At 43.9% G+C, this 25,837-nt stretch carries 24 protein-coding genes; 2 read left to right on the top strand and 22 right to left on the bottom strand.

Annotated elements, in window-relative coordinates; all coding sequences use genetic code 11:
• Positions 1-98 precede the first annotated feature (98 nt).
• Genes K1I94_RS00205 through K1I94_RS00195 form a run of 3 tightly spaced genes read right to left on the bottom strand, consistent with a single transcriptional unit; the run spans position 99 to position 2,084 of the window.
• Complete coding sequence (locus K1I94_RS00205) at positions 99-782, bottom strand: Bax inhibitor-1/YccA family protein (protein WP_002913238.1); 684 nt, start codon at positions 780-782, stop codon at positions 99-101.
• A gap of 25 nt (positions 783-807) precedes the next feature.
• On the bottom strand, positions 808-1,299 hold the full coding sequence (locus K1I94_RS00200) for an HD domain-containing protein (RefSeq protein ID WP_125380073.1): 492 nt from the start codon (positions 1,297-1,299) through the stop codon (positions 808-810).
• A gap of 44 nt (positions 1,300-1,343) precedes the next feature.
• On the bottom strand, positions 1,344-2,084 hold the full coding sequence (locus K1I94_RS00195) for a TrmH family RNA methyltransferase (RefSeq protein WP_223314044.1): 741 nt from the start codon (positions 2,082-2,084) through the stop codon (positions 1,344-1,346).
• 84 nt (positions 2,085-2,168) lie between these two features.
• On the opposite strand from K1I94_RS00195, the gene K1I94_RS00190 reads away from it, so the two are divergent.
• Both K1I94_RS00190 and yidC read left to right on the top strand, forming a co-directional pair.
• Positions 2,169-2,447 carry an acylphosphatase gene (locus K1I94_RS00190; protein WP_002897016.1) on the top strand — a complete coding sequence of 93 codons (279 nt, stop codon included), beginning with the start codon at positions 2,169-2,171 and terminating at the stop codon, positions 2,445-2,447.
• A gap of 81 nt (positions 2,448-2,528) precedes the next feature.
• Positions 2,529-3,452: a membrane protein insertase YidC gene (yidC, locus tag K1I94_RS00185; protein ID WP_002905872.1), complete on the top strand. Its 924-nt coding sequence runs from the start codon at positions 2,529-2,531 to the stop codon at positions 3,450-3,452.
• Between the two features lie 116 nt (positions 3,453-3,568).
• On the opposite strand, the gene K1I94_RS00180 is transcribed toward yidC, so the two are convergent.
• The 19 genes from K1I94_RS00180 to gndA all read right to left on the bottom strand — a co-directional run bounded on the left by K1I94_RS00180 (position 3,569) and on the right by gndA (position 25,319).
• Positions 3,569-4,804: a sensor histidine kinase gene (locus K1I94_RS00180; protein ID WP_002913140.1), complete on the bottom strand. Its 1,236-nt coding sequence runs from the start codon at positions 4,802-4,804 to the stop codon at positions 3,569-3,571.
• Entirely contained in the window at positions 4,788-5,489 is a 702-nt protein-coding gene (locus K1I94_RS00175; RefSeq protein ID WP_032912578.1) for a response regulator transcription factor, read from the bottom strand. The genes K1I94_RS00180 and K1I94_RS00175 overlap by 17 nt, the downstream gene beginning before the upstream one ends.
• 4 nt (positions 5,490-5,493) lie before the next feature.
• Complete coding sequence (locus K1I94_RS00170; protein WP_002913145.1) at positions 5,494-6,114, bottom strand: GTP pyrophosphokinase; 621 nt, start codon at positions 6,112-6,114, stop codon at positions 5,494-5,496.
• Between the two features lie 153 nt (positions 6,115-6,267).
• Positions 6,268-6,750: a transcription elongation factor GreA gene (gene greA, locus K1I94_RS00165; protein WP_002894584.1), complete on the bottom strand. Its 483-nt coding sequence runs from the start codon at positions 6,748-6,750 to the stop codon at positions 6,268-6,270.
• Between the two features lie 145 nt (positions 6,751-6,895).
• A complete protein-coding gene (gene mltG / locus K1I94_RS00160) occupies positions 6,896-8,395 on the bottom strand; it encodes an endolytic transglycosylase MltG (protein ID WP_223314043.1) in 1,500 nt (499 codons plus the stop codon).
• 50 nt (positions 8,396-8,445) lie between these two features.
• On the bottom strand, positions 8,446-8,961 hold the full coding sequence (locus K1I94_RS00155; protein WP_011837370.1) for a GNAT family N-acetyltransferase: 516 nt from the start codon (positions 8,959-8,961) through the stop codon (positions 8,446-8,448).
• Entirely contained in the window at positions 8,961-9,473 is a 513-nt protein-coding gene (locus K1I94_RS00150) for a GNAT family N-acetyltransferase (RefSeq protein WP_011837371.1), read from the bottom strand. The genes K1I94_RS00155 and K1I94_RS00150 overlap by 1 nt, the downstream gene beginning before the upstream one ends.
• Positions 9,474-9,484: 11 nt before the next feature.
• Positions 9,485-10,819 (bottom strand): UDP-N-acetylmuramate--L-alanine ligase, encoded by a 1,335-nt coding sequence (gene murC / locus K1I94_RS00145; RefSeq protein WP_223314042.1) that lies wholly within the window; start codon positions 10,817-10,819, stop codon positions 9,485-9,487.
• Between the two features lie 280 nt (positions 10,820-11,099).
• Positions 11,100-11,759 carry a cystathionine gamma-synthase gene (locus K1I94_RS00140; protein ID WP_223314041.1) on the bottom strand — a complete coding sequence of 220 codons (660 nt, stop codon included), beginning with the start codon at positions 11,757-11,759 and terminating at the stop codon, positions 11,100-11,102.
• A 54-nt stretch (positions 11,760-11,813) separates the two neighbouring features.
• Positions 11,814-14,915: a DEAD/DEAH box helicase gene (locus K1I94_RS00135; RefSeq protein WP_002913157.1), complete on the bottom strand. Its 3,102-nt coding sequence runs from the start codon at positions 14,913-14,915 to the stop codon at positions 11,814-11,816.
• 127 nt (positions 14,916-15,042) lie between these two features.
• Complete coding sequence (gene der, locus K1I94_RS00130; protein WP_161542796.1) at positions 15,043-16,353, bottom strand: ribosome biogenesis GTPase Der; 1,311 nt, start codon at positions 16,351-16,353, stop codon at positions 15,043-15,045.
• Between the two features lie 42 nt (positions 16,354-16,395).
• The gene (locus K1I94_RS00125; protein ID WP_223314040.1) at positions 16,396-17,112 is read right to left on the bottom strand and encodes an NADPH-dependent oxidoreductase; all 717 of its coding nucleotides are present in this window, start codon (positions 17,110-17,112) and stop codon (positions 16,396-16,398) included.
• Entirely contained in the window at positions 17,109-18,008 is a 900-nt protein-coding gene (dnaI, locus tag K1I94_RS00120; protein ID WP_168955838.1) for a primosomal protein DnaI, read from the bottom strand. Before dnaI ends, K1I94_RS00125 begins: the two co-directional genes overlap by 4 nt.
• Complete coding sequence (locus tag K1I94_RS00115) at positions 18,009-19,163, bottom strand: DnaD domain protein (protein ID WP_002913164.1); 1,155 nt, start codon at positions 19,161-19,163, stop codon at positions 18,009-18,011.
• Positions 19,164-19,637 (bottom strand): transcriptional regulator NrdR, encoded by a 474-nt coding sequence (nrdR, locus tag K1I94_RS00110; protein ID WP_002894570.1) that lies wholly within the window; start codon positions 19,635-19,637, stop codon positions 19,164-19,166.
• Positions 19,638-19,807: 170 nt separating this feature from the next.
• Positions 19,808-20,623: an endonuclease/exonuclease/phosphatase family protein gene (locus tag K1I94_RS00105; protein ID WP_223314039.1), complete on the bottom strand. Its 816-nt coding sequence runs from the start codon at positions 20,621-20,623 to the stop codon at positions 19,808-19,810.
• Positions 20,624-20,640: 17 nt separating this feature from the next.
• Entirely contained in the window at positions 20,641-22,908 is a 2,268-nt protein-coding gene (locus tag K1I94_RS00100; RefSeq protein WP_223314038.1) for a PTS transporter subunit IIBC, read from the bottom strand.
• Between the two features lie 290 nt (positions 22,909-23,198).
• Positions 23,199-23,885 carry a response regulator transcription factor gene (locus tag K1I94_RS00095; protein ID WP_223314037.1) on the bottom strand — a complete coding sequence of 229 codons (687 nt, stop codon included), beginning with the start codon at positions 23,883-23,885 and terminating at the stop codon, positions 23,199-23,201.
• Between the two features lie 9 nt (positions 23,886-23,894).
• Positions 23,895-25,319: an NADP-dependent phosphogluconate dehydrogenase gene (gndA, locus tag K1I94_RS00090; RefSeq protein WP_125341047.1), complete on the bottom strand. Its 1,425-nt coding sequence runs from the start codon at positions 25,317-25,319 to the stop codon at positions 23,895-23,897.
• Positions 25,320-25,837 lie beyond the last annotated feature (518 nt).

Here is a 25,837-nt window from a genome sequence, read left to right as displayed (position 1 = left end):
CTCGCTTTCTATTTACTGGGTTTATTATACCATAAATCCATAGGAGAAACAAAAAGCACTGGAGCAAACGTCCAGTGTTTTAGTCTTATTTAGCTTAGTTATTTGTTTCTTCCAAAAATACGCAGCAAGCTGAGGAAGAGATTAATGAAGTCCAGATACAGATGCAGAGCCAGCGAAATTGCCCAGCCATTCCCTGGATTGCCATTGGTCTGCTCATAAACATAGCGGATCTTCTGATTGTCCCAAGCGATGAGTCCTGAGAAAATAAGGACACCAACGATACTGATGATAAAGTCCAAGCCACTGCTTCTCAAGAAGATATTAAGGAAGCTAGCAGCGATAATACCAATCAAACCGGCCATACAAGCTCTCCCCATTCCAGAAAGATCCTTTTTAGTCACCTTGCCGATGAACCCCATGGCAAAGAACATAACGGTCGTTGTCAGAAAGGCTAAGAGAACAGTTGACTGAAGATACAGCGCCATGATAATACTTAAGGTAAAACCATTGATGGCTGAATAAGCTAAAAACATAGGCAACGCCGCTGGGCTATTGCTCCGAGCAGTTCCAGATGCTACCAACACAAGGATAAACTCAACTGCAATAGCTGCATAGAAAATCCAAGTGGAGCCTGTCAGAACAGAGATAATAATGTCCTGAAAGAAGTTCAGCATCAAGAGGGATACGATTGCTGAGATTCCGATACCGACACCAACGATAGAATAAATCTTGGCATAGAAAGAATTAATATCTGATTGATCTTGAATAATAGAATGGTTCATAGTTACTCCTTTTATAATAAAACATTTACGGTTTCAGCATCTTTCGATGAAAGAGCTTGCGATTACCGCCCTTGCGTCTCCAAGGTGCCGTCGCTTCTTTGACGGCCCAATACTTGTCCACCATCGTCACAACGAATGATTCTTTGTAGCGAGGCGGTGCCAAAGTCAGGCCCCACATATGCTTGACGATAATGTCCTCTTCGACTTTATTAAGCTTGGTAATCTTACGAGCATTGCGAACTGCCAGCCTCGGATGAACCCAAGCATGACTCTTCTTAAACTTGGTCACACGCCAGTCATAGTAGAATAAGTCATGAAGTAAGGCACCGCGTGCCGTGCTGCGGGCATTCCAGCCAAATTTTTTGGCAATTCTGTAACTAGTATAACTCACATTGATGGAATGTTCAAGTCTATTGGAATGAATATGATGGGGAATTTCTTTCAGGCGCTGCACACTAGGCATTTCAATCAGGTGCCCAACATAGGCCATAAATTCCTCGTCCTTTTTGTAAGGCATAGAATCACCTCCCTTGCCAACTATTATATCTCTTTTTCTGATTTTTAGCTTAAATGAAAGATTAAAATACCAGCAGCGACAGCAACATTGAGACTTTCTGCCTGCCCCTTCATGGAAATATGGAGCAGAACATCGGCTGCTGCTGTCATTTCTGGACTAATCCCCTGCCCTTCATTGCCCATAACTAGAGCAAAGCTCTCTTTGCTACCCACCTCTCTATAGTCAATAGACGCAGACGACAAGGTCGACGCTAGAATTGGCAGACCGGAAGACTGAGCCAGTATAATAAAATCAGCCGTATCCATCCGATAAACGGGCAGGTGAAAATGACTCCCCTGCATAGAGCGCAGCGTTTTTAGGTTATAGATATCTGCTGACGAGCTGGAGATGAAGACTCCATCAAAGCCAGCTGCATCTGCTGTCCGAATGATGGTACCGACATTACCTGGATCCTGAACATCCTCCAAGAAAAGATAGTGTCCACTTAACTCCTCCGGTATTTTTTCCCTTTCAAAAGCCACTTCCGCGACAATCCCCTGCGGCGTCTTACTATCAGCCAAATCTGCTAAAATCTCTGGACTGACAAAAATCATTTGAGAAAAATCAGCTAATCGCTCTGCGTATTCCGCTAAAGCAAAAATCCGAATCAGCTCTGCCCCGCTGCTGACAGCTTCCTCAAATAAATGCCAGCCCTCAATCAAATAAGAATCCTTGCGGTATTTTTTGTGATGAAGTTTTTTAGCTTTTTTTACCACATTATTGGCTTTTGAGGTTATAATATTCATAAGAACATTATACCACAATTTAGCAGACTTGCACTCATACTGAGGGCTTAAATCCCCTCGGTCCGCTCACTAAAGGAGGACGCCATGCAGAAAGTAAAAATGATAGCTCAAGGACGAGTACAAGGGGTTGGATTCCGCTGGGGAGTTTATTCTCTAGCGCTGGAAATCGGAGGTATTACCGGCCGGGTCTGGAACAACGACGACGGTACTGTTGGCATTCTGGCTCAGGCTGATGACCCAGCTCTGATGGCCAAATTTATCCAAGAAATCCGCAAGGGACCGACACCTTTTTCTAAGGTCAGTTATTTGGATGTAACCATGGCTAATTTCGACTCCTATCCCGACTTTAAAATTTCAAATTAGGTCTGCAGAACTATTGTATATTTTGCAAAAAAACAGTAGAATAGATAGGTATTATTTTTTAGAAACAAAGGATATGAACTCGTGAAACATTTCAAACGCTTTTTATTCTCCGGTATGGGACTGGCTGCGCTTCTTTTCCTGTCTGGCTGTGTAGGCCGCGACAAGGCCGGTAATCCTTCTGGTCTGATCTGGGACGTGATTGGTCAGCCTATGGCGGATGGTATCCAATTCTTTGCCAAGAATTCAGGTCTGGGTTATGGTCTGGCGATTATCATCGTTACGCTCATCGTGCGGATTATCATTCTGCCGCTGGGAATCTATCAGTCTTGGAAGGCAACGCTTCAGTCTGAAAAGATGAACTACTTCAAGCCGATTTTCGCCCCAATCCAAGAGCGAATCAAAAATGCCGAAACTCAGGAAGAAAAAATGCAGGCTCAGCAAGAACTGATGGCTGCTCAAAAAGAGAATGGACTCAGCATGTTTGGCGGTATAGGCTGTCTGCCTCTGCTCATCCAAATGCCTTTCTTCTCAGCCCTCTTCTTTGCAGCCCAGTATACTCAAGGAGTTGCAGGCAGTTCCTTCCTCTGGATTAAAGACCTGGCCAAAAGCGACTTGGCTTTGACTGCCATTGTCGGTATTCTCTACTATATCCAGTCAGTGCTCTCTCTGCATGGTATTGAAGATGAAACTCAAAGAAACAGCATGAAACAGGCTTCTTATATGAGCCCTATCATGATTGTTGGTTTCTCATTCCTCTCCCCTGCCGCAGTTACTCTCTACTGGGTAGTCGGTGGATTTATCCAAATCATCCAGCAATTTATCATCAACTACATCATTCGACCTCGCTTGAGAAAACAGGTAGCAGAGGAATTTGAAAAAAATCCTCCTAAAGGCTTGAAAAAAGCGAGTCGGGCTAAAGATGTTACTCCAAAAACTCAGCCGGCTATTGAGCAAAAGAACAAAAAGAAAAAGAACCGCAATGCTGGTAAGCAACGGTCAAGATAAAGAAAAATTCTTCTAGTATTAGCTAGAAGAATTTTTTTAATCTCGAGTAAGAATCAGCGTAACCGATACAAAAAGCTCAGCAAACAAAGCAATAACTGATGAACGAGGTGACTCTATCACAATAAAACGGTAAAGCCAATCAAGCCTTTCTTATATGAAACCCAAATCCTGCCCTTGAAAATCCGCACCAGACTTTCTGCCATGGATAGGCCAATCCCGTAGCCAGGCTGCTTCTGATTGTGCGATTCGTCTTCGCGATAAAAACGGTCAAAGAAACGACTGTAATCGACATTTTTGCCGTCCGCGTAACTATTGGCTACCGTCAAACGGGCTCGTTTCCCGCGCTTGGCCTTGGTCAAGGTGACAAAAATTTGCCCATCTTCGTCACAATACTTGCAGGCATTGTCAATCAGGATACTAACCAATTCATAAAGTTCATCTTCAGTTGCCTTGACATGGATGTCTTCCTGCAGCTTGATCTCGTACTTCTTGCCTGCCTTCTCGATGACAGACTTGAAGTTTCCAGCCACTTTTTTGACAACTTCTGAGAAATTCACATCTACCAAGGTAACATCTGGCTGCTCTTCCAGACGGGCCAGAACGACCATTTGATTGATTAGGTTGCTGAGCCGCTTGACCTGGTCCTTGGTGCTTTCTGTCCATTCATTTTCGCCAGTCATCAGCTCTTGCAGCTCCGTATTGGCTGAAATGATTGCCAATGGCGTCTTCAGTTCATGTCCAGCATTAGTGATAAAACGCTTCTGATTTTCATAGTTTTTGATATAGGGGCGGATGGCAAAGTTGGAAAATCCAGACACGACCAAGACAAAGAAAATAAAGCTATAGAAGCACAACTGGATAGACAGCCAGAAAAAGTCATTGCGGCTTTCGAGATAATTGGTCGAATCTAAGACCACCAGTAAATAGCGCTTGGTCTTGGAATCCTGCGTTATCTGGTAGGAATAAAATTGACTACCTACCTTAAAAACTCCACTGCTACGACTGTCCTTAATCACTTTGTTAGCGTAGCTAAGCGCCTGCTCCTTAGATAGATTGGAAAGATGGTCTAAGTTGGTGGAGTAAAGTGTTTTGTCTTCCTTGTAGACCACGCTGAAATAGCGGTATTGATAGATGGTATCAATGGTGATACGGTCGTTTTGCAAGCTCTCTGCCGTTTCTTCTACACTGGGAAAATCTCCATTATTGGCAGAAAGAATATTGAGAACGGCTTGGATTTCTCCGTTGGTCTGCAGAAAGCGAACGGAGTTTAAGACAGCAATCATGGTCAGCAAAATACAGACAATAGCCGCCGAAGCCAGCAGAATGAACCGAATTTTAAGCTTCCGAAACATGGCCATCTCCTTCCAGCGGCACCAGAGTGAAACTACCGCCTTCCTCACCCAAGATAGCAAGATCAGCATGGATGGCCTTCAGCTTCTGACGCAAATAGGATATATAAATCCAGACGAAGCCCTCATCTAAATCCTCATCCTCGTCATTAGCCCAAACATGACGAAAGATTTCCTGAGTAGAAAGACTCTTCTGGGCATTAAGCATAAGAAATTCCATCATTTTAGATTCCTTGCCGGCTAAGCGAATAGAATTGGAGCTAATGAGCTCATGCTCTCCGACATTGAGGCTCGTTTGGCCAATCTGCAGCAAATTGGGAGTGAACGTCGCTACCCGTCTGGACATGGACCGCAGGCGAGCCAGAAGCTCTTTCAGAGAGAAGGGCTTGGTCAGATAATCATCTGCACCGGCATCCAGCCCTGTGACCTTGTCATCCACCTCCGACATAGCTGTCAGCATGATGACGTGGGTCGTATTGCCGGTTTGGCGGATTTCTTTCAATGCTTCAATGCCTGTCTTGACCGGCATCATGATATCCAGAATCATCAAATCATAGGCATTTTCCTTGGCCAAGTCCACAGCTTCTTGCCCATCAAAGGCTGTATCAACCTGATAGCCTTCATGGGTCATCGCTGTTTCCAAGACGCGGGACAGCTGCTGCTCATCTTCAGCTAATAAAATCTTCATCATCTCACTCACTTTCTCGAATCAAATTGCGGATGGTCTGCATGGTCACATCACAAGAAGCCAGCTCATCTGCACAGCGTTTCAGCTCGCGGACAATCCGCTTGCTGTCTTTAATCTCATGCTTGTACTTCATCTGATGCTCTAAGCTGGCCCAAGAATCCATAGCAATGGTTCGAAGCTGGATTTCTACAAAATAGCGGCCGGGATTTTGACCATGACAGTCCTCGTAAGGAGTCTCCACCTCTAATATCAAGTGGTAGGAGCGATACCCATTAGGCTTGGCAGCTCGGATATAGTCCTTTTCCAGAACTATCTCACAGTCCTCTAGCTGACGAATCACCTCAATAGTCTGATAGATGTCCTCAATAAAACCGCAAACAATCCGAATCCCAATCGCATCACGAATTTCTTTCAGGGCAGACTCTGGCACCCTAGGCAGATTCTTGCGTTGACATTTCTCTTCCATACTGGCTGCCTGCTTGATCCGTGCATTAAAATGCTCAAAAAGCTTCTGCCCTGTTTCCTGCTTGACTCGATCATTAGCTTCTTGAATACGTTGGCTAAGATCATCTAAAATCTTGGGCAGGTAGACGCCGTATTTCCCATAAATATCTTGCTCTTGCATACAGTTCTCCTACTTTTCTAGCTTATTCTCATTATAGCATAACCATCTGTCTTTTCTCTATTTTTCCCCTGCTCTTCTTATCTATCCTATACTCTCTGTCTTAAAAGAAACGAAAAAAGAACCAGTCTTCTAGCCAGTTCCTTTTGGTATTTATTAAACGGTTTTTTCAACCTTGAGAATTTTAACGTCGTAGCTGCCAACTGGTGTTTCGACTGTTGCAGTATCACCTGTCTTTTTGCCAATCAAAGCTTGACCAATCGGGCTTTCATTGGATACCTTGCCTGCAAAAGCATCTGCACCAGCAGAACCAACGATAATGTAGACTTCCTCTTCGCTTTCGCCTACTTCTTGGATGGTAACTGTTTTTCCGATAGCTACTTCATCCTTGGCTACAGCGTCACTGTTTACAATCTCAGCATAACGGATCTTGGTTTCCAGACTAGAAATCTGTCCCTCCACAAAAGCCTGTTCGTCCTTTGCAGCTTCGTATTCACTGTTTTCTGACAAATCGCCGTATGAGCGGGCAATCTTAATACGTTCTACCACTTCTGGACGACGCACCAATTTCAATTCTTCTAATTCTTTTTCTAGTTTTTCCTTTTCCTCTAGGGTCATAGGATAAGTTTTTTCAGCCATTTTTTCTCTTTTCTTTTATTTTCTTTTATTTAAAAACTAAAACAAGAGGCTGAGACAAGTCTGTATCAGTCCCTTTTTTATATAGCAGGACTGAGAAAGCTAGAACTAAATGCACTAGCTTTCTCTTATCTGCAATGATAGCAGTCTAATTAGAACTGCTGCTGGATTGAGTGAGCTTGCTGTTGACATGCTCCTCAACATTTTTAGCGTGTTCCTCATAAGTATTGGCGAAGTAAACAGCGCCTGTTTCAACATTTGCCACAAAGTAGAGGTAGTCCGTCTTACTTGGGTTAATGGTAGCTTCCAGAGCTGACAGGCTCGGACTATCAACTGGTCCAGGCATAAGCCCTTCTTTTTTATAGACATTGAAAGGCGAGTCAATATTGGTATCAATTTCAGCGTCCTCTTTCAGAGTCGTTTTCTTTCCTAGCTTGCCTTGAGCATAAAGGATAGCGATATTACTCTGAAGCGGCATCGCTTGATTGAGACGATTGTAAAAGACGCTGGCAATATCTTTACGGTCCTGGTCTGTCGAACCTTCTTTTTCCACCAGAGAAGCAAGAGTCAGAACTTCATTAACCGTCAAGTTCTTTGATTCAATAGTAGAGTAGTAAGAAGACAGATTGGTATTCATAGCGCCCAACATCTGGTCAATCAAGCTTTCCAGATCCGCATCCTCACCATAGTTATAAGTGGCAGGGAAGAGGTAACCTTCTAAGCGGTACTTGACTCCACTGTCCTTGCTTGGCAATGTGCCCAGCAGCTGTGGATATTTAGCCGCCATCTTGGAAATGAAAGCTTCATCCTGCACCTTAGCTAGGAAATCTTCCTTACTAAAAGGTGTCTTACTAGTCTTCTTAGAAGTTGCAGCTGCATTAACCGTCACAGCCTCTGCAATCTGCTCCAGTGTATAGCCTTCAGGAATAGTAACCTTACCAACAACTGGTGGTTGCGGTGTATCTGTTCCACCTTCCTGAAGCTGCCGAGCAATGGTATCTAGGTCCATACTCTTCTGGAGATTGTAATAGCCAGACTGGTAATTGTTAAAGCTTTTAATCTTAGAATAGAGACTAAAAACTTGGGCATTTTTAATCAGCCCCTTTTTCTCGAGGATTTCCCCAATCTGCTTAGAGCTTGAACCTTCTGGTACTTCAACCGTCACATACTCTGTTGCGTTTGCATCAACAGGTTTAAGAGCTGAAGATACATAAGTATAGCCGACAACTCCTGTGACCACAAGTCCCAGCAGGACAATCAGCAGAACCGTTGTCATAATCCTGCGGGCTAAGGTGTTTTGACGTTTTTTCTTGACCGTGTTGTTGGCCCGATTAGCCCGAGATAGGACCTCATTGGGCTTCTTATCTTCCTCATCCACTCGGCCATAGACCTGAGGGTGAGCCTTTTCATTCTCTGCAACCTTGTAGGAAACATCTACCGAAGCCGGTCTAGCTTCAAAGTCCTCCGCAGCTGCTGTTTCTTTTGCAGAAGCAGCGTCCGCTTCTGATTGGCTAGTTGAAGAGGGAGTTTGTTCTTCCTTTTCTCCAGCTAAGTCTTTCAAAATCTGCTCTTTAAAGCTCAGATTCTTCTCTTTGTCTTGTGATTTTTCAGTCAAAAATTTGACCTCCTTCATCATAATCCCTAACATTATATCTTAAAAGTCAGATAAATGCAATAAGAGTAGGATTTTCTAGCTTATTATTGGTTTTTTTGCAGTTTGAGACTAGGATTTTCCCAGACCATATCAAACCAAGAAGCACCTGCGTAAGTTGATTTTGACAAGCCTTCATTTACAAAGGCATGCTTCTCGTAGTAAGCGGTGAGGTAGTCGTGGCAGGTCAGATTGATGCCGTGGCGTTCATCTGCTATAGCAATTTCTTTCATAGCTTCCAGTAGCTTGCGACCGACTCCCATCCCCTGAGCCTCCTTCAAGATAGAAAGGCTGGTCAGTGAGATAAAGCCACCCTCCAGATGACCATAATCTTCAATCTCCTCTGTAAAGGAAATATCCTTTAAATAACGTTCTGGACGGACAGGTCCCTCCAGATATCCCAAAATCTTACCGTCCTTTTCTGCCACCAAAAAAGTCGAAGATAGGGTTTGGATATGTGCTGCTAGACTTTCGCGGCTAACAGCCTCCTCTGGACTGAAATTTTCCAATTCGATAGCATAAATGGCATCTAAGTCAGCCATTTGAGCTTGACGGATAATCATCACTTCTCCTTAAAATTGGGATTTTCCCACACCATATCAGACCAGACAGCTCCACCATGAGTTGAGTCAGAAATCCCTTCATGTACGAAACCATTCATCTCATAATAAGGTATCAGCTCATCATGACAAGTTAGGCTAATGCCCTGTCGATTTTGCTGAACAGCTATCTCCTTGAGAGCTGCAAGCAACAAGGTTCCGACTCCCTGCCTCTGAAAATCAGGATGGACGGACAGACTTTGGACGGCAATGAAGCCACCTTCTGGAGAATTAGCACCCACCTTGCTAAAGAGATCATCTGTCAGATATCGCGCCTGAATAGCTGGTCCAACAATATAGCCCGCTAGCTGACCATGCAGCTCTGCTAGCAAAAAAGTATCTGGAATCTGCTCAATCCGCTCTTTGAGAACTTCTGAACTGGCTGCTTCTACTGCTGGAAAATTCAGCTGCTCAATTGCAAGAATTTCTTCCCAGTCGCTCAAGTCGGCCTGCCTGATTCGAATCGGTGCTTCCATCAAGTCTCCTCCTACTGAACGTTGCTGGTCAGATTGGACAAGAGACGTTCAAAGGAATATTCATAGGTCTGGATGTCACCAGCTCCCATAAAGACATAAACGGCATTATCGTGGTCAAGAAGTGGGGAAACATTATCCACATCAATGACCTTGGCCCGTTTCACAATCTTTTCAGCCAGATCTTCTACCTTAACATCACCCTTGTCCACCTCACGCGCAGAACCGTAAATCTGAGCTAAATAGACTGAGTCAGCCTGATTGAGGGCTTCCGCAAATTCGTCCAAGAGAGCAATAGTCCGAGTAAAGGTATGCGGCTGGAAAATTGCCACGATTTCCTTGCTTGGATATTTCTGACGGGCTGCATCCAGAGTCGCGATAATTTCCGTCGGATGGTGAGCAAAGTCATCAATGATAACTGTTTCGTTGACAATTTTCTCTGTAAAGCGGCGCTTAACTCCGCCAAAAGTCTTGAGGTGTTCCCGAACTAGATTCAAATCAAGACCTGCAGTATACAAGAGGCCGATGACTGCTGTCGCATTCATAATGTTGTGACGGCCAAAGCTTGGAATTTGGAACTCACCCAGTTCCTGACCGCGGAAAGAAACTTTAAATCCTGAACCGCTGGTAGAACGCAAGAGGTCGTGAGCAACAAAGTCATTACCCTCTTCCTTGAAGCCATAGTAGTAAATCGGGGCATTGGACGTAATCCGGCGCAATTGCTCATCTTCTCCATAAATGAAGAGTCCTTTGGTAATCTGCTTGGCATAGTCATTGAAAGCATTAAAGACATCTTCCAGACTCGTGAAATAATCCGGATGGTCAAAGTCGATATTAGTAATAATCGAATATTCTGGATGATAGGGCATGAAATGACGCTCGTATTCGTCTGACTCAAAGACGAAGTACTTGGCATTGGCAGAACCGCGGCCTGTACCATCCCCAATCAGATAGCTAGTATCCGTGATATTGGACAGAACATGGGAGAGAATACCCGTTGTAGATGTCTTCCCATGTGCACCAGCCACTCCCAAACTAACAAAGTCACGCATGAAGCTGCCTAAAAACTCATGGTAGCGTTTATAGCTGATACCGTTTGCGTCTGCATAGGCAATTTCTACATTATTATCTGGACGAAAGGCATTGCCGGCAATGATTTCGAAATCTGGTTGGATATTCTTTTCATTAAAAGGCAGGATGGAAATGCCAGCCTGCTCCAGACCGCGCTGAGTGAAATAATATTTATCAACATCACTGCCCTGAACCTTATGGCCCATCTGATGCAGCATCAAAGCCAAAGCGCTCATACCAGAGCCCTTAATCCCGATAAAATGATAGGTTTTCGTCATGATTACTCCTTAAGATACAAGGCCATAAAAGCAAGTCCAAAGAGGAAAATCTCCGCAGATCTTCATCAGCCCGCAGGGATTTTCTTTCTTTACAAGCTTTTAGGCACCACCAAAACACCAAAGAAGCCGGACCAACCAGTAAGTCTCAGCTTCTAGCATCGGTCTTCTTCAACCGATGACGGATGTTATATGCAGATAGATTTTGCATTTACATAATCAAACAGCAATTTCCTTTATACACCAGAAAATTGCAGGCAGAAAAGGATCAAGCAAGCCAGCTTTATTCGCTGTCCAAGCCTGTCAAATTCAGCTCTTGAGCCTTGGAATGCTTCAACTGCTCCTCCTTAGCCCTATCCTGATTATAGATCTGACTGGTTTTTAAAAAATCATAATTGTTCTTCTTAGGCTTTTCTTCCGGCTCCTGCGGCTGAGGGCTATACTCAGGCTGAATATCCGCCAAAATATAGTTATCCTGCTGAAGCCTGTCGCCAAACTTCGTAAATTCGCCCGATGTATTCTTTTGAAAAGGGGCAGTTGGCTTCGGTCTTTCCGCATTAGAAGCTGTCGAAAGCTTTCTACTGCGGACCTTAGTCGGAAGGTCGCTGGTCAGATAAGGCGCTGAACGCTTCTTTTTCAAATCTGCCCGAGCCTCCTCGCGTGCTTGCTCAGCATAACGGATAGCTGGATCTTTCTTATCAATCGGCTTTTTAAAATCCTTGAAAGCAGACTGCTTTTGCAGCGGTCTTCTGATAGCCTGACTGGCAGCGATGGGAGCATGCCTGCTGGAGTCCACAATCGGCATCCATTCTAAATAATTACGGTCTGTATAGTCTCCGGTAATGTTGCTAATGAGATCCAGTTCATCATAAAGATTCATATGCGGCATTTCCGTCAGCATGATTTCATCATCTGACACCAGAGGAAATTGTTTATCAGTCATATCTTTTTCCTTTCAACCCTTCATTATTATAAACTATTCAGGCTATTTTTCAAGCTATTCTGCCGAAATTCCCAGAATTTCTCGAATTTCCTCCACAGAGAGACTGGATTTGGCTTCTGCTCCGTCGAGAATAGTCGAAACCAGATTGCGCTTGCTCTCCTGCAACTCCTGTATCTTCTCCTCAATCGTACCCCGCGTAATCATTCGATAGACTTCGACATTGCGCTCCTGACCGATACGGTGGGCACGGCCGATAGCCTGGGCCTCAACCGCTGGATTCCACCAGAGGTCGACCAAGATAACTGTGTCTGCACCAGTCAGATTGAGACCGACACCTCCAGCCTTAAGGGAGATCAGAAAGGCTGAACGCTGACCGTCATTGAAAGCTGTTGTCATGTCCTGACGCTCCTTGGCTGGAGTAGAGCCTGTAATCTTAAAGGACTCCATGCCTAGCTTATCCAGCTCACTCTCGATAATATCCAGCATACCACGAAATTGTGAAAATATGAGGACACGACGATTACCATCTTGTATCTGTTCAAGTAATTCCCGCAAACTTTCTAGCTTACCGCTCTCGCCCTCGTAATCTTCCATAAACAGCTTCGGAGTATCACAGATCTGACGGAGACGCATAAGACCTGACAGAATCTCTATCTTGCTGCGGTTGATTTCATCTTCTGTCGCATGGATGATTCTGTCCTGCATCTGCTTGAGCAGAGCCAGATAAATGGTCTTCTGACTATCTGCCAATTCATTGCGATAGGCAACTTCAATCAAATCAGGCAATTCCTGCAGCACATCTTCTTTCTTGCGCCGCATGACAAATGGTTTGATATAGCGAGCGACTTTCTCAGCCGGCAGTTTTAAAAATTCCTTTTTGCCTGGCAAAAGTCCTGGCATGACAATCTGGAAAATAGACCAAAGTTCTCCCAGATTATTCTCAATCGGCGTCCCAGAAAGAGCATAGGTATGCTCCACTTCAAAATCCCGCAAATACTGGGCAATCTTAGTCTGGTCATTCTTCATCACCTGAGCCTCATCCAAAATCAGATACTGGAAGTGGTTATCCTTGTATTCTTCCACATCCTGCCTGAAAGAAGCATAGCTGGTAATGGTAATCTGATGCTTCTCCGCAATCAGCTCATCACGAACATTTTTCAGACCATACACCACCGCCACATCCAAATGTGGAGCAAATTTAGCAAACTCATCGCTCCAGTTATAAATCAAGCTGGATGGCGCCAAGATTAAGACTTTCTTAGAGTCATCTATACGCGAACTCAGAAAAGAAATCGTCTGCAGGGTCTTTCCTAGCCCCATATCGTCAGCCAAGATGCCACCAAAGCCATATTTATCCAGCATGGATAACCACTTGACACCCGTCTCTTGGTAATCCCGAAGGTCAGCCTTGACTTGCAGCTCAGGAAGAGGAAATTCCTCAGGGTGAGTCAGGTCAAAGGCCAGCTGCTGCACATCTTTTGAAAACTGTACCCTATCCTTGCCCTTGAAAAACTCTGCCAATTGATAAGCTGCCAGACTGCTGGTCTGAATGAAACCATTTTTAGTCCGCTTACTCCGCAGCTGCTGTAAAGTCCGACTCATCTCCTTGGTCTCTTCATCAAAAATCAAGACTTGCCCAGACTTACTGATAAAGAAGTCCTGCTCCTTAAAGAGCGAATCAAGAACTGCGTCAATCTCTGACTGCGCAATGCCAGCAAAATCGAAACCAACATCTAAGAGGCCGCCCTTCATCTTGACAGAGATCCTTGGACTTTCTGTCTGTGCCAGTGCCTCTAACTCTTCTGTCATACTGACATGGCCCAAAGCCTCAAAATTGGGAATCACTTCCGAGAAGAAATGATAAATTTCTTCCGGTTTCAGAGGCGGTCGCTGACTGTAAAAATCTGCCACAAAACCTGCCTGCAGCATTTGCTTAAAGACTTGCTGCTCATGCTCAAAATTACCCGCAAAAGGCAGACGTTCCAAATCTTTACGAGTCGTCACCTTCCTGTCTCCATAGTCAAAGACAGTGTCCAAAATCAGACGCTTGTCAGGACCGATGTCAAAGTCAAACTTGGCTGTAAAGTCATGAATCATCATACTTTCAGGTGCTTCTATCCGACCAACCTTTTTAAACTCAGACAGACTGGAAGCCAGCTTCGTTCTCTCTGACAAGTCGAATTGCAGGCGCTTCAACCGATCATGCTCTATAGGCAACTCCCGTAAAGCCTTAATTAGTCTTATCTGCTGAGGATTTAGCTGATAGAAGGTATCTCCATAAAAGATAAACTGCCCATCATAAAGCATCTTATAATTCTTCTCAGCAATGACTAGCTCAAAATGCTCTTCATACTCTTCCACTTGGAAAGTATAAACTTCTGCCTCTTCATGTAAATCTTGGAAAAAGACTTCACTGTAGTCATAAAGGCTGTACTCTAAGCGGAAAGAAGACAGATTCATCAGGAAGATAACCCCCTCTTCAAAGATACTAGCCGGGAAGAAAAGATTGCGCCCAGCATTTGGGAAAATCAAAGAAGAATCTTGCCCCTGATAGTCAGACACTAGTCCTTGCAGGAAAACGAGCAAATCTTGACTGGCTTCATCAAAATCCTCCAAATGAATAGCCTCATAGTAACTCTTACCAATCTGATAATGTCCGCCCTTTTCCAAGGTTCGAAGGAAGGAAAGAACGTCTCGGACAACATAAGAGCGCTCGTCCGGCAAGCGACTGATTCGGAGACTCCAGAGAAACTGTCCAGTATAAGAGTCCTCTTGACCAGTAGCCGAGAGCTCGTAACGAACCTGTTGATTAGATTTATCCGGCAAGACCTTATCCAAGAACAAGCTTCCAAAAGAAACCAGCTCTTGGGTTTCCTGACTGGTCAACTCCTCTTCTTTCATACTCTTTAGCACATCTTTTCCAGATGGAGCATTTTTCAGATAATACTCCAAGGCCGCCAGATGGGCACAATATTTTTTCTTCTGGAAAAAGTCGCAATAACAAAAGATGACATCATCATCCAAGCTATAGCGCAGATTACACTCGTCCACACGAGCATATAAAAGAGAATCACTGACCTCAAGGATTACTACCTTATTGTTTTCAACCAGGGCAATTCCTTCTGTCCGAATCTTACCAGGAATTAATTTTGCCATAATTACCACCTTACATTTATCTCACCATTATACCATACTTTCGACATAAAAAAAGAAAAGCAAGCTCTTATGCTTACTTTCATTTTTACATATAAACGTATGTTTGTCAAATTGCTGTTTTCAAACTCTACTTCCGCTTCCTTGCAATCAAGTGAATCGGGGTCCCTTCAAAGACAAAAGCCTTGCGGATTTGATTTTCCAAGAAACGCAGATAAGAGAAATGCATGAGTTCTTCTTCGTTGACAAAGATGACAAAGGTTGGCGGTTTGGTAGCTACCTGAGTCGCATAAAAAATCTTGAGACGTTTGCCCTTGTCAGTTGGTGTCGGATTAATCGCGATAGCATCCATGATAACGTCATTAAGCACTGCTGACGGAATACGCGTGTTTTGGCTTTGACTAATCTGCTTAATCATATCCGGCAGCTTATGGAGACGCTGCTTGGTTAGGGCAGAGACAAAGATAATTGGCGCATAAGACAAATACTGGAACTGGTCTCGGATATCTTCTTCCCAGTCTTTCATGGTATGGTTGTCTTTTTCCAGTGTGTCCCACTTATTAACAACGATAACAATACCTTTTCCTGCTTCATGGGCAAAGCCGGCGATTCGCTTGTCGTACTCACGAATTCCTTCTTCGGCATTCAGCACCATCAGAACGACATCTGAGCGATCAATGGCCCGCATAGCCCGCATGACAGAGTATTTCTCCGTATTTTCATAGACCTTGCCTGACTTGCGCATACCAGCCGTGTCGATCATGGTAAATTCCTGACCTTCACTGTCCGTAAAGACCGTATCAATAGCGTCACGCGTTGTACCAGCCACTGGACTAGCAATGACTCGGTCTTCCCCCAAGATGGCATTGATCAAGCTAGACTTACCGACATTAGGACGGCCAATCAAGCTAAACTTAATCATATCAGGATTTTCAGCCACTTCTTCATTTGGCAGATTTTCAACGATCGCATCAAGAACATCCCCTGTACCAATCCCATGGACTGAGGAAACTGGGAATGGATCACCTAAGCCCAGCGCATAGAAATCAAAAATCTCATTGCGCATTTCGGGATTGTCCACCTTATTGACCGCTAAAATAATCGGCTTATGGGTCTTGTAGAGCATGCGAGCCACATACTCATCCGCATCTGTAATACCTTCCTTGCCAGACACGACAAAAACGATAACATCTGCTTCGTCCATGGCGATCTCAGCCTGGTGTTTGATTTGCTCCATAAAAGGTGCGTCAACATCATCAATTCCGCCCGTATCAATAATACTGAACTTACGGTTGAGCCAGTTTGCCGTCGCATAAATTCGGTCGCGTGTCACCCCTTCGACATCTTCCACAATGGAAATCCGCTCACCGGCAATCCGATTGAAGAGCGTTGATTTGCCGACATTGGGACGGCCGACAATGGCAATAGTTGGTAAGGCCATGTTTTTCCTCTTTCATTCTTTAGGACAGAGCCAAACTCCGCCTTATTTTTCTAATTTCTTTTCTTTAAACAATTGGTCAATAGCCTGATTTGGCTCCTGACCAAATTGGGCAGCTATGCGTTGACTCCAAGTTTCCTTAGCTCGCTCACCTGCATATTCAGTCTGTACGCGGTCATAGGCTTGGATAGTTGAACGATCCTGTTCACGATATTCTTCCTCAAAGACCACTGCTTCATAAGGCAAACGTGGCTTAACTGCATGGTTCTGGTTGGGAGTTCCCAGAGCAATCCCAAAGACCGGATAAGTGTAGTCTGGTAGTTTGAAAAGCTCTGCTATTTGACTGGCGGCATAACGAACCAGTCCAATGATTACTCCACCATAACCCAAACTTTCAGCCGCTAAGAGAGTATTTTGCCCCGCCAGAGCGGCATCTACTGATCTAATCAGGAGATTCTCCGTTCCCTCAGGATAAAAGTCTTCCGTATGCAATTGAACGCCCTTTTGGGCACGATTGAGGTCGCCAACAAAAAGCAGGAAGGCTGAAGACTGCCGAATGGCTTCTTGGGGGACCAGGTCAAAGAGTGCTTCTTTTTTCTCTTTGCTTCGAATCACAATGATAGAATAGGACTGGAAATTCTTCCAGCTGGACGCAGCCCGCCCAGCATCAATGATGGCACGTAATTCCTTATCTGAAATCTGCTCCTCCGTAAAGCGGCGAACAGACGTATGAGAGTTCATTAAGTTAATTGTTTCATTCATCGGCGGTTCTCTCCTTCTAGGCGTACCTCCTGAGCCAAAAACTTAATTCGCTCCATAACCCGCTTGGCCTGCCAAGTCTCATCGCCATTCTTAGAGCTGGCAAAGTGACGCTCTAAATCAGCAAAACTAAAGTTAGAAGTAAAGAAAGTTGGCAAATTTTCCTGCATGCGGTGCTGGAGAATGACCTGCAAAATCTCATCGCGCATCCAGGGGCTAGACTGCTCTGCACCAATATCATCCAAAATCAGCACTTGAGCTGTCTTGACCTGGTCAATCTTTTCCTTGACCAAGCCAGAACTGATCGCATTCTTAACATCCAAAACAAAGCTTGGGTAATGTAGCAGAGTCGTTGAAACACTGCGTTTTTCTGACAAATCATGCGCCAGAGCAGCCATCATGTAGCTCTTACCGACCCCAAAATCGCCGTAGAGATAAACAGCCTTCTGGTAATGTGGAAACTCAGCAACGAAGTTGGTCAACAGTTCAAAAGCCTTGTAGCGGCCAACATCGTCCAGATCCACCTGAGCCAGACTAGCCTCCTTGAGACTGGCTGGTAGGCTGATAAGATTAAGACGGCTTCTAATAGCCTCCTGTCTCTCCTGCTCAATCAACTCAGGCGTCTCCTCATAGGCAACATCCGCATAGCCTTCATTTTTCACCAAGATTGGCTTATAGCCCTTGGCAATATAGGTCTCGTCCCCCAGCAAAAAGCGGTTACGCTCCGTAATATACTGGTTAAACTTGGAGACGCTGCGCTGAATCTCAGCTTGGGTCAGCTTTTCCTGCTGGATAAAGGCTACCACATCTGGATCGGCCATAATCTGCTTAACCAGCTCCTGATAGTCAAACTGCCGCACCCTATTCATATGAGGCATATTCTGTCCTATTTTCTCCATTTATTCGCCTCCTCCTTCAAGTTTGGCTAAGAGCCGACGTTTCTGTTCTTCTAGCTCGGCCTGCTTCTCTGCACTCGTTTCATTTTTATAATCCGGCTGACTCCAGTCAGGTACATTGCTCTTGGTAGAGCCTTGTCCAGATTTAGCTGGACGGTTCTGGGGCTGCTGGTTGCGCTCACGGATTTTCAAGACTGCTTCCTCAGCTGTCGTCACCTTTTGATAAGAAAAATCATTAGCTACCTTGAGGGCATACTTTTCATTGAGATTGGCTGAATCCACCTTATTAAAGGTCAAGAGCAAGATTACGTTGATAACTTCGTCCAAAAGACCTAATTCAGCTAAATCCAGCAAAAGCTTTCTCTCCGTCCGCGTAATAGCAGCATGACGGGTCTTTTTGATTTCTGCCAGGAAGACCATTGGCGATGTTCGTTTCGCTTCTTGGATAATAGACTGCTCCTGCTTAGAAAACTGACCTTCTGCTGGCTTTTGAGCTAGCTTTTGCTTCATACGCTTGGTAGAAATAACCTGAGAAACAGCAGTTTCTCTAGCCAAAACGTAGGTCTCATACCAAGTCCACTTTTTCTGCTCAGCAATTGCAAACAATTCTAACACATCTTCCTTTTCATTGGCAAAGCGAAGATTGTCCTGAGCCATCCGTTGCTTGAAATACTCCAAGTCAAAATCATTGGCCTTTCGCACTGTCCTTGCTTGCTCAGCTTCCATACCAAACACCTGCATAAAAGGCTTGATCAATTTATCTCCGCTAGGATTTTCTGGTCGCAGGGCTTCTGCAGCAGCTTCGCCGATTTTCTTTTCCAAGAGCCGGCTGTACACATTATGGCCGAAAAATTCCTCCGCCGTTAAGGTCGAATGGAGTTGAATCAGATAATGGTCATCTGTTTGATAAAGGTCTACTAGCTTAATCGCCGCTAAACGCTCAAAACTTTCTTCTAAAATATTAAGTCCAAAATCTAAATGATTGAGAATCTGACTGAAGAGGTGCTGCTTTTGCCCATTATCCACAAAAGACAGCAGATAAAGATAAAGTGTTACTGCTTCTCTCCCCAAAATCGGCAGATAGAGCTTGGTCAAAATAGCAATATCTGAGCTGACTGCATTATTGCGCAAGAAAGAAAACTGATGGTTCGGTTTCATTTATTTGTCCTTTTTCTTCTTGGACCCCTTGGTAATCTGCTTGAGCAGGCTTTCTAGCTCTCCCACATCCTTGAAACTCCGGTAAACACTGGCGAAACGAACGTAGGTGATTTCATCCAGCTCTGCCAGTTCATCCATGACTAAGGATCCAATATACTCACTATTGATTTCATTGTCGCTCTGACTGCGGACCTTTTGCTCGATTCGGTTGACAATCTCCTCAATTTCGTCACTAGATACTGGTCGCTTTTGTGCAGAGCGAATAATACCGTTAAAAATCTTATCCCGAGAAAATTGCTCACGCGTCCCGTCCTTTTTGACAACAACTAGGGTTCTCTCTTCGACGCGCTCGTATGTCGTAAAGCGGTGTTGACATTCCTCACACTCACGGCGGCGACGGATTGTATTCCCATCTTCTGCCTGTCTGCTATCAACCACACTTGATTTATTCCCACCACATTTCGGACAACGCATACCATTTCCTCCTAGAATCCTAATACTTCATTATAACACGTTTTCAAGAATAACAAAAGACAGCCGTTTGGGGTGTAAAATTTCACCATTTTGCCCTAAAAATGTGTTTATCAAAAATAAAAAGCGAGACAAATCTGTTGCATTCTCAGTCTTGCCTCATCTTTTTACTATTATAATGCCACTTGCACTTCTAAACCAAAGTGGTCACTGACAACAGGGGTTTCTTTCCCGTCAAAAACAACAGCGGAGCGCTCAACATCCATCCCTTGACTAGTGAAAACATAGTCTATCTTCAGAGCATGCTTATTATCATCCCAGCCTGCAATAGTACCTTCTACTGTCGCCTCTCCGATAGCTTCTCTCGCAACGGCATGACTATCCTGCAGCTTCAGCGGACTGGCTAAGATGGTTTGGTAGCCTTGTTGGCCGACTGGATTGTTGAAATCGCCCATAAGGACCAGAGAACTTTCTGCTTTTAGCAGCTCTGCTTCAAGCTTAGCCCATTCCCCCTGGAAGCCTTTGTCCCACCAAGACAGATGGCAGGAGGCAATTGTTAGCAATTGACCTTCCACCTCAGTCTCGGCTAGCAAGACCTTGCGGGTATGGTAATCCCTAGGATCATTAACCTCTGATACCAGAACTTCTCTAGGAGTCAGCGGCTTTCTGGACAGAATTGCCACTCCTTCGTTATAAATATCAAACCCAATATGATTATAGGCCCAGGACCAATGATAGTCCAGTCCTGCATCAGCCAATTTTTCTACCAAACAAAGGGCAAAGTGGTCTTGATGAATCTCAATTGCGCCCTCAACCGCCTGATAGAAAGGAGCCTGAACAACCTGTTCAGACTCCGTTAATTGATTGACTTCCTGCAGGCAAATGACATCATATTTTTCTTGAAGAATGCGTTCTGCAAGCTGATTAAGCTTGGTTTCTTGCTCTTCTTCCATCCAACTATGAGTATTTAATGTCAGGAATTTTGCCATGATTTCTCTTTTCTATATTACAATTCAACCTTAGCAACAACTGTCTTAGCAGATGCTTGACCAAGTTTTTCTACTGTTACAGACTTGATAGCTGCTGCATTTGTGAAGACTACGATTGTTGAAGTTTCACGTCCTGCTTCCTTGATTGCTTCCAAGTCAGCTGTGACTAGAAGATCTCCAGCTGCAACTTTTTGTCCTTCTGAAACATGAACCTCGAATGGTTTACCTTCAAGGCTAACAGTTTCCAAACCAATGTGTACCAAGACTTCCAGGCCGTTATCTGTCACAAGACCAATAGCGTGCTTGCTAGGGAAAACGCTAGTTACTGTACCAGAAACTGGTGAATAAATCTTACCATTTTCTGGCTCAACTGCAAATCCATCACCCATCATTTTTTGTGAGAATACTGGATCTTTAACATCTGCCAAGTCAATGACTTGACCGTCTGCAACAGTTTCAACTTCCTCAGTCACACCTTTGTAAGTAACTTCAGCAGCTGCTGATTCTGCTTTTTGGCTAGGAAGTGTTTCAGGAATCACTTCACCAGAATCCAACAAGTCTTGAATATCAGATTTGAGAACGTCAGCTTTTGGTCCGTAGATAGCTTGAACACCTTGGCCTTTCATAACCAAGCCCATAGCGCCTTCAGCTTTCCACTGCTCTTCTGTTCCAACTTTTTCAGCATCTTTGACAGTCACACGCAGACGAGTCATACATGCATCTACATCTACGATATTAGCGCGACCGCCCAGAAGATTGATAACATTTACTGCTTGAGATGCTTCAGCAACTTTACCGCCAGTTGACTCTGATGAAGAAGCTTCATCTGAACCATCTGCTGTTTCATAGTTACCGTTACGTCCTGGAGTTGCATAGTTGAACTTCTTGATCATGAAGTTAGAAATGAGGTACATCACAACACCAAATAGGATAGTTACCCAAATGAAGTTGATGATATCCATTCCCAAGCCAGCACTAACAGACATAGGGGTACGAGTTAAGAACTCAATTGAACCAAAAGAGTGAACACGCAAATCAACAATATCAGCCATAGCAAACGCAGCACCTTGTACAAATGCATAAATGATATACAGCGGTGTGGCAACGAACATGAACATGTACTCGATTGGCTCAGTAACCCCTGTTAAGAAGGTCGCCAAAGCAGTCGCAATCATCATACCTTTGTATTTGTGCTTCTTGTCAGCATCCACATTGCGATAGATAGCTGCTGCTACCCCCATAAGGATACCAAATGAACCAATCATCTGACCAACTTTAAAGCGAGCTGGAGTAACGCTATTTAACAAATCTTTATAAGCAGAGGCGTTTGAACCTTTTAAGTTTACTAAGTCTTGTACCCAAGCTAGCCATAATGGGTCTTGGCCAAATACTTCTGTTCCTTTCGCAGCACCAGTTAAAATCTCATAAGTTCCTCCAAGTGCAGTATAATTCATTGGAATGGTCAACATGTGGTGCAAACCAAATGGAAGCAAGAGACGCTCTAAGGTTCCATACAAGAATGGCGCTAAAATTGGTGCTGTATCTTGTGAGTTAGCAATCCAAACACCAAAGGAATTGATACCAGCCTGAACATATGGCCAGAAAATACCTAATATAACGGCTACCAGAGTAGATCTCAGAATAACCACGAATGGTACAAAACGTTTACCATTAAAGAAAGACAAGGCATCTGGGAGTTTGCGATAATTATAGTATTTGTTATAAGCTGTTGCTCCGACAAAACCAGCGATGATTCCGACGAAGACTCCCATATTAAGAGCTGGAGATTCTAAAACACTTGTAAAATAATCAGAAACTTTCAGCTGGATGTCCCAACCAATTTGTAAACCAAATAATTTGAAATTTAAGGTATGAACAATAGCTTTAGGATCCTTAAGCATATCTGCAGTCACACCAAACAATACACCAGTGATTCGGTTCATAAGAATAAAGGAAAGACCTGCTGCGAAGGCACCGCCAGCGCGTTCTTTAGCCCAACTTCCTCCGATAGCTAAAGCAAAGAGAATATGCAGGTTACCGATAACCCCCCAGCCAATTTGCTCCATAACACTACCAATTGTGACTACTAGTGTATACAGTAACGTGCCTAAGTCCTTCCCAAATATAGTAAAGATTACCCAATTAGGATCTGCCATGGGAAGCATCTTACCGATACTAATCATCAGTCCTGCTGCCGGCATAACAGCAACGACCACCATCAAAGCTTTACCGAATTTTTGCCAAAATTCAAAGCTAAAAATGTTCTTGAATGAATCTTTCATCATTCAGACCTCCTTATATTTTTTACAAACAAGTCCGTTTTTGTGAAATCGTTTGCATATCGATACATCTATTATAGCACGATTTTTTATTTTGTAAAGGCTTTTATAAAAATTTTTTCTCTTTTTTGCACCTAAAATACTGCATTTTCTCTTCGATAGTTATATTTTTGCTATATTTCAACGAAAACGATTGCATAAAATAGTTAGAAAAATCCTATTAGTTCTCCTATCTATACTATAACAAGAGCAAAAAAACTCCGTCTCTCAAGGAGAACAGAGTTTTGATTTTTTTATTATTGCATGGCATAACCAACACCGCGAACGGTTTTGATATAGCTTGGCTGCCCTTCCACATCAATTTTACTGCGCAGATAACGAATATAAACATCTACAACGTTGGTCTCCGTTGCACTCTCGTACTTCCAGACACGCTCCAGTAGTTGCTCACGGCTCATGACCTTATTGCTGCCCATCAGGGTTACCAGCAGATCGTACTCCCGCCGCGTCAGCGCAATAACTTCCTCGCCACGGTAAACTGTGTGATTTTTAATATCCACTCGCAGATTCCTGTAAGAGGTCGGAATTTTCAAGAGGCTGCAGTGCTGATCGATAAAGTCACGCCCGCGGAAAATGATAGAGACACGCTCCACTAAATCACTGATAATGAAAGGCTTGACTACGTAGGAAACGGCAAAATGCTGGATTGCTTCCTGCTGATCTGCAATCTCTTCGCGACTAGCCAGAACGATAATGACGGACGCTGGCTTAATCAAGCTCAGCTGCTGAGCAAAATCGCTGGCAGTCATATCTTGAAGATCATAGTTGAGCAAGAGCAAGTCATAATCCACATCTTTAGCCAAAGCCAGTCCCTCTTGACCAGTCTCAGCCAAATCTACAAGAAAGCTTTCCTTTTGCAGTTCCAAACTCACAAATCGGGCAAGATTTTTTTCATTTTCTACTAGTAAAATTCGCTTTGCCATAGGCCTATCCTATTTTTCGTCGTACCAAGAATAGTGGTAGGTACCTTCTTTGTCTTTACGGTTGTATGTATGAGCACCAAAGTAATCACGCTGTGCCTGAATCAGATTAGCTGGCAGATTTTCTGCACGGTAGCTATCAAAGTAAGCAATGGCACTGGAGAAGGTTGGTACTGGTACACCTGCTTGCACAGCCAAGCTGACAACATCACGGACTGCCTGTTGGTACTTAGCTGTAATATCCATGAAGTATTCATCTAAGAGCAGGTTTGCAAGGTCAGCATCACGGCTGTAAGCATCTGTAATTTTCTGAAGGAAGCGGGCACGGATGATACAGCCAGCACGCCAGATAGAAGCAATCTCACCAAACGGAAGATTCCAGTTATTTTCTTTAGAAGCTACACGCAATTGAGCAAATCCTTGAGCATAAGACATGATTTTTGAGAAGTAAAGAGCCTGACGGATCTTTTCAATCAACTCTGCCTTGTCTCCCTCAAAGGTGAATGCAGCTGGTTTTGGCAATACCTTGCTGGCAGCCACACGCTCATCTTTGTAGGTAGAAATGTAACGCGCAAAGACTGACTCTGTAATCAATGGCAGTGGCACACCTAAATCCAGAGAAGATTGACTGGTCCACTTACCAGTTCCCTTATTGCCAGCCGCATCCAGAATGTAATCAACGATTGGGCCTGCTTGACCTTCATCGTCCTTGCGTGTCAAGATATCCGCTGTAATCTCAATCAGATAGCTGTCCAGCTCGCCTTTGTTCCACTCCGTGAAGATGTCCGCCATTTCACTAGCTGAAAGTCCCAGCAAGTGCTGCATAAGGTCATAACTCTCAGCGATAAGCTGCATATCTCCATATTCAATCCCGTTATGGACCATTTTTACATAGTGACCAGCGCCATCAGGACCGATATAAGTCACACATGGTGCACCGTCTTCAGGAGCTTTAGCAGAGATTTCTTCCAAGACATCCGCTACTAACTCATAAGCTTCTTTTTGACCACCTGGCATGATAGATGGTCCTTCCAATGCGCCCTTTTCACCACCGGAAACCCCTGTACCGATGAAGTTGATACCAGAGTTAGCCAACTCTTCATTGCGGCGAATGGTATCCTTGTAGAAAGTATTCCCACCGTCAATCAGGATATCGCCCTTATCCAAGTGAGGAAGTAAGGCCTGAATAGTCGCATCTGTACCAGGACCAGCTTGAACCATCAACATAATCCGACGCGGTTTTTCAATAGAGTTTACAAAAGACTCCACATCATAGCTAGGCACAAAATTTTTCTCAGGATGAGAGGCAATGACGTCCTCTGTCTTGTTTGCTGAGCGGTTATAGATGGCAACTGTATAGCCACGAGATTCGATATTTAGGGCAAGGTTACGGCCCATAACAGCCATACCAACAACACCAAAATTTGCTTTAGTCATTATGTTCTCCTATAGTTTGTTTGTCTTATTTTATCATTTTTAAGGCTTAAAAGAAAGTATTAAGTTGGTGACGTATGAAGGGGGAGGGATAGAAAAACCAAGCTCAGATGTAACTGAACTTGGTTGTGGGAGTTTACAGTAAAATAGAGACTTTCATAGTAATCTCTAAATGCCTAGCTAGGATACCCTCTGGCTTAACGGCTTGAATATCACAATAATCCAGCTGAGTGTATGGATGATCTAATTGATATATCCGGACATACTAATAAACTAATTAGCCTACATCAGTCGGAATTCTCGGTCTGTTCAAATCCTAACTCAATTCCCCAACACCTAAGAAGAAGTCTGCAATGTTGTACTTCTCAGGCCGGTTCGAACTTGCAGGATTTGTCAAGTAGTAACCTATTTTCTACGTTGGTAACTCTGATAATAGATCATAATATTACCAATAATTTTAATAACCAAGAACATATAAATAATTAACATGCTTACATTAATAAGTTAATTGATTGATTAAT

The organism is Streptococcus sanguinis, from assembly GCF_019929145.1.
In the GTDB taxonomy this organism is placed as follows: Bacteria; Bacillota; Bacilli; order Lactobacillales; family Streptococcaceae; genus Streptococcus; species Streptococcus sanguinis_U.
The sequence above is the reverse complement of the archived record's forward strand: the minus strand, read 5'-3'. Positions and strand labels throughout refer to the sequence as shown.

Bases quoted from the DNA above. Each gene is read 5' to 3' on its own strand.
- K1I94_RS00155 (WP_011837370.1), bottom strand. From the start codon at position 8,961: ATGATTATCCGTCAAGCTCAAATGGCTGACTTAGATGCCATTTATGCT.
- K1I94_RS00180 (WP_002913140.1), bottom strand. From the start codon at position 4,804: ATGTTTCGGAAGCTTAAAATTCGGTTCATTCTGCTGGCTTCGGCGGCT.
- K1I94_RS00170 (WP_002913145.1), bottom strand. From the start codon at position 6,114: ATGCAAGAGCAAGATATTTATGGGAAATACGGCGTCTACCTGCCCAAG.
- K1I94_RS00105 (WP_223314039.1), bottom strand. From the start codon at position 20,623: ATGGCAAAATTCCTGACATTAAATACTCATAGTTGGATGGAAGAAGAG.
- K1I94_RS00195 (WP_223314044.1), bottom strand. From the start codon at position 2,084: ATGAATATTATAACCTCAAAAGCCAATAATGTGGTAAAAAAAGCTAAA.
- K1I94_RS00125 (WP_223314040.1), bottom strand. From the start codon at position 17,112: ATGAATGAAACAATTAACTTAATGAACTCTCATACGTCTGTTCGCCGC.
- K1I94_RS00205 (WP_002913238.1), bottom strand. From the start codon at position 782: ATGAACCATTCTATTATTCAAGATCAATCAGATATTAATTCTTTCTAT.
- K1I94_RS00200 (WP_125380073.1), bottom strand. From the start codon at position 1,299: ATGCCTTACAAAAAGGACGAGGAATTTATGGCCTATGTTGGGCACCTG.
- K1I94_RS00175 (WP_032912578.1), bottom strand. From the start codon at position 5,489: ATGAAGATTTTATTAGCTGAAGATGAGCAGCAGCTGTCCCGCGTCTTG.
- mltG (WP_223314043.1), bottom strand. From the start codon at position 8,395: ATGTTAGGGATTATGATGAAGGAGGTCAAATTTTTGACTGAAAAATCA.
- gndA (WP_125341047.1), bottom strand. From the start codon at position 25,319: ATGACTAAAGCAAATTTTGGTGTTGTTGGTATGGCTGTTATGGGCCGT.
- dnaI (WP_168955838.1), bottom strand. From the start codon at position 18,008: ATGGAGAAAATAGGACAGAATATGCCTCATATGAATAGGGTGCGGCAG.
- K1I94_RS00150 (WP_011837371.1), bottom strand. From the start codon at position 9,473: ATGGAAGCACCGATTCGAATCAGGCAGGCCGACTTGAGCGACTGGGAA.
- K1I94_RS00095 (WP_223314037.1), bottom strand. From the start codon at position 23,885: ATGGCAAAGCGAATTTTACTAGTAGAAAATGAAAAAAATCTTGCCCGA.
- K1I94_RS00140 (WP_223314041.1), bottom strand. From the start codon at position 11,759: ATGACTGATAAACAATTTCCTCTGGTGTCAGATGATGAAATCATGCTG.
- der (WP_161542796.1), bottom strand. From the start codon at position 16,353: ATGGCCTTACCAACTATTGCCATTGTCGGCCGTCCCAATGTCGGCAAA.
- K1I94_RS00115 (WP_002913164.1), bottom strand. From the start codon at position 19,163: ATGAAACCGAACCATCAGTTTTCTTTCTTGCGCAATAATGCAGTCAGC.
- nrdR (WP_002894570.1), bottom strand. From the start codon at position 19,637: ATGCGTTGTCCGAAATGTGGTGGGAATAAATCAAGTGTGGTTGATAGC.
- K1I94_RS00135 (WP_002913157.1), bottom strand. From the start codon at position 14,915: ATGGCAAAATTAATTCCTGGTAAGATTCGGACAGAAGGAATTGCCCTG.
- murC (WP_223314042.1), bottom strand. From the start codon at position 10,819: ATGACGAAAACCTATCATTTTATCGGGATTAAGGGCTCTGGTATGAGC.
- greA (WP_002894584.1), bottom strand. From the start codon at position 6,750: ATGGCTGAAAAAACTTATCCTATGACCCTAGAGGAAAAGGAAAAACTA.
- K1I94_RS00100 (WP_223314038.1), bottom strand. From the start codon at position 22,908: ATGATGAAAGATTCATTCAAGAACATTTTTAGCTTTGAATTTTGGCAA.
- K1I94_RS00190 (WP_002897016.1), top strand. From the start codon at position 2,169: ATGCAGAAAGTAAAAATGATAGCTCAAGGACGAGTACAAGGGGTTGGA.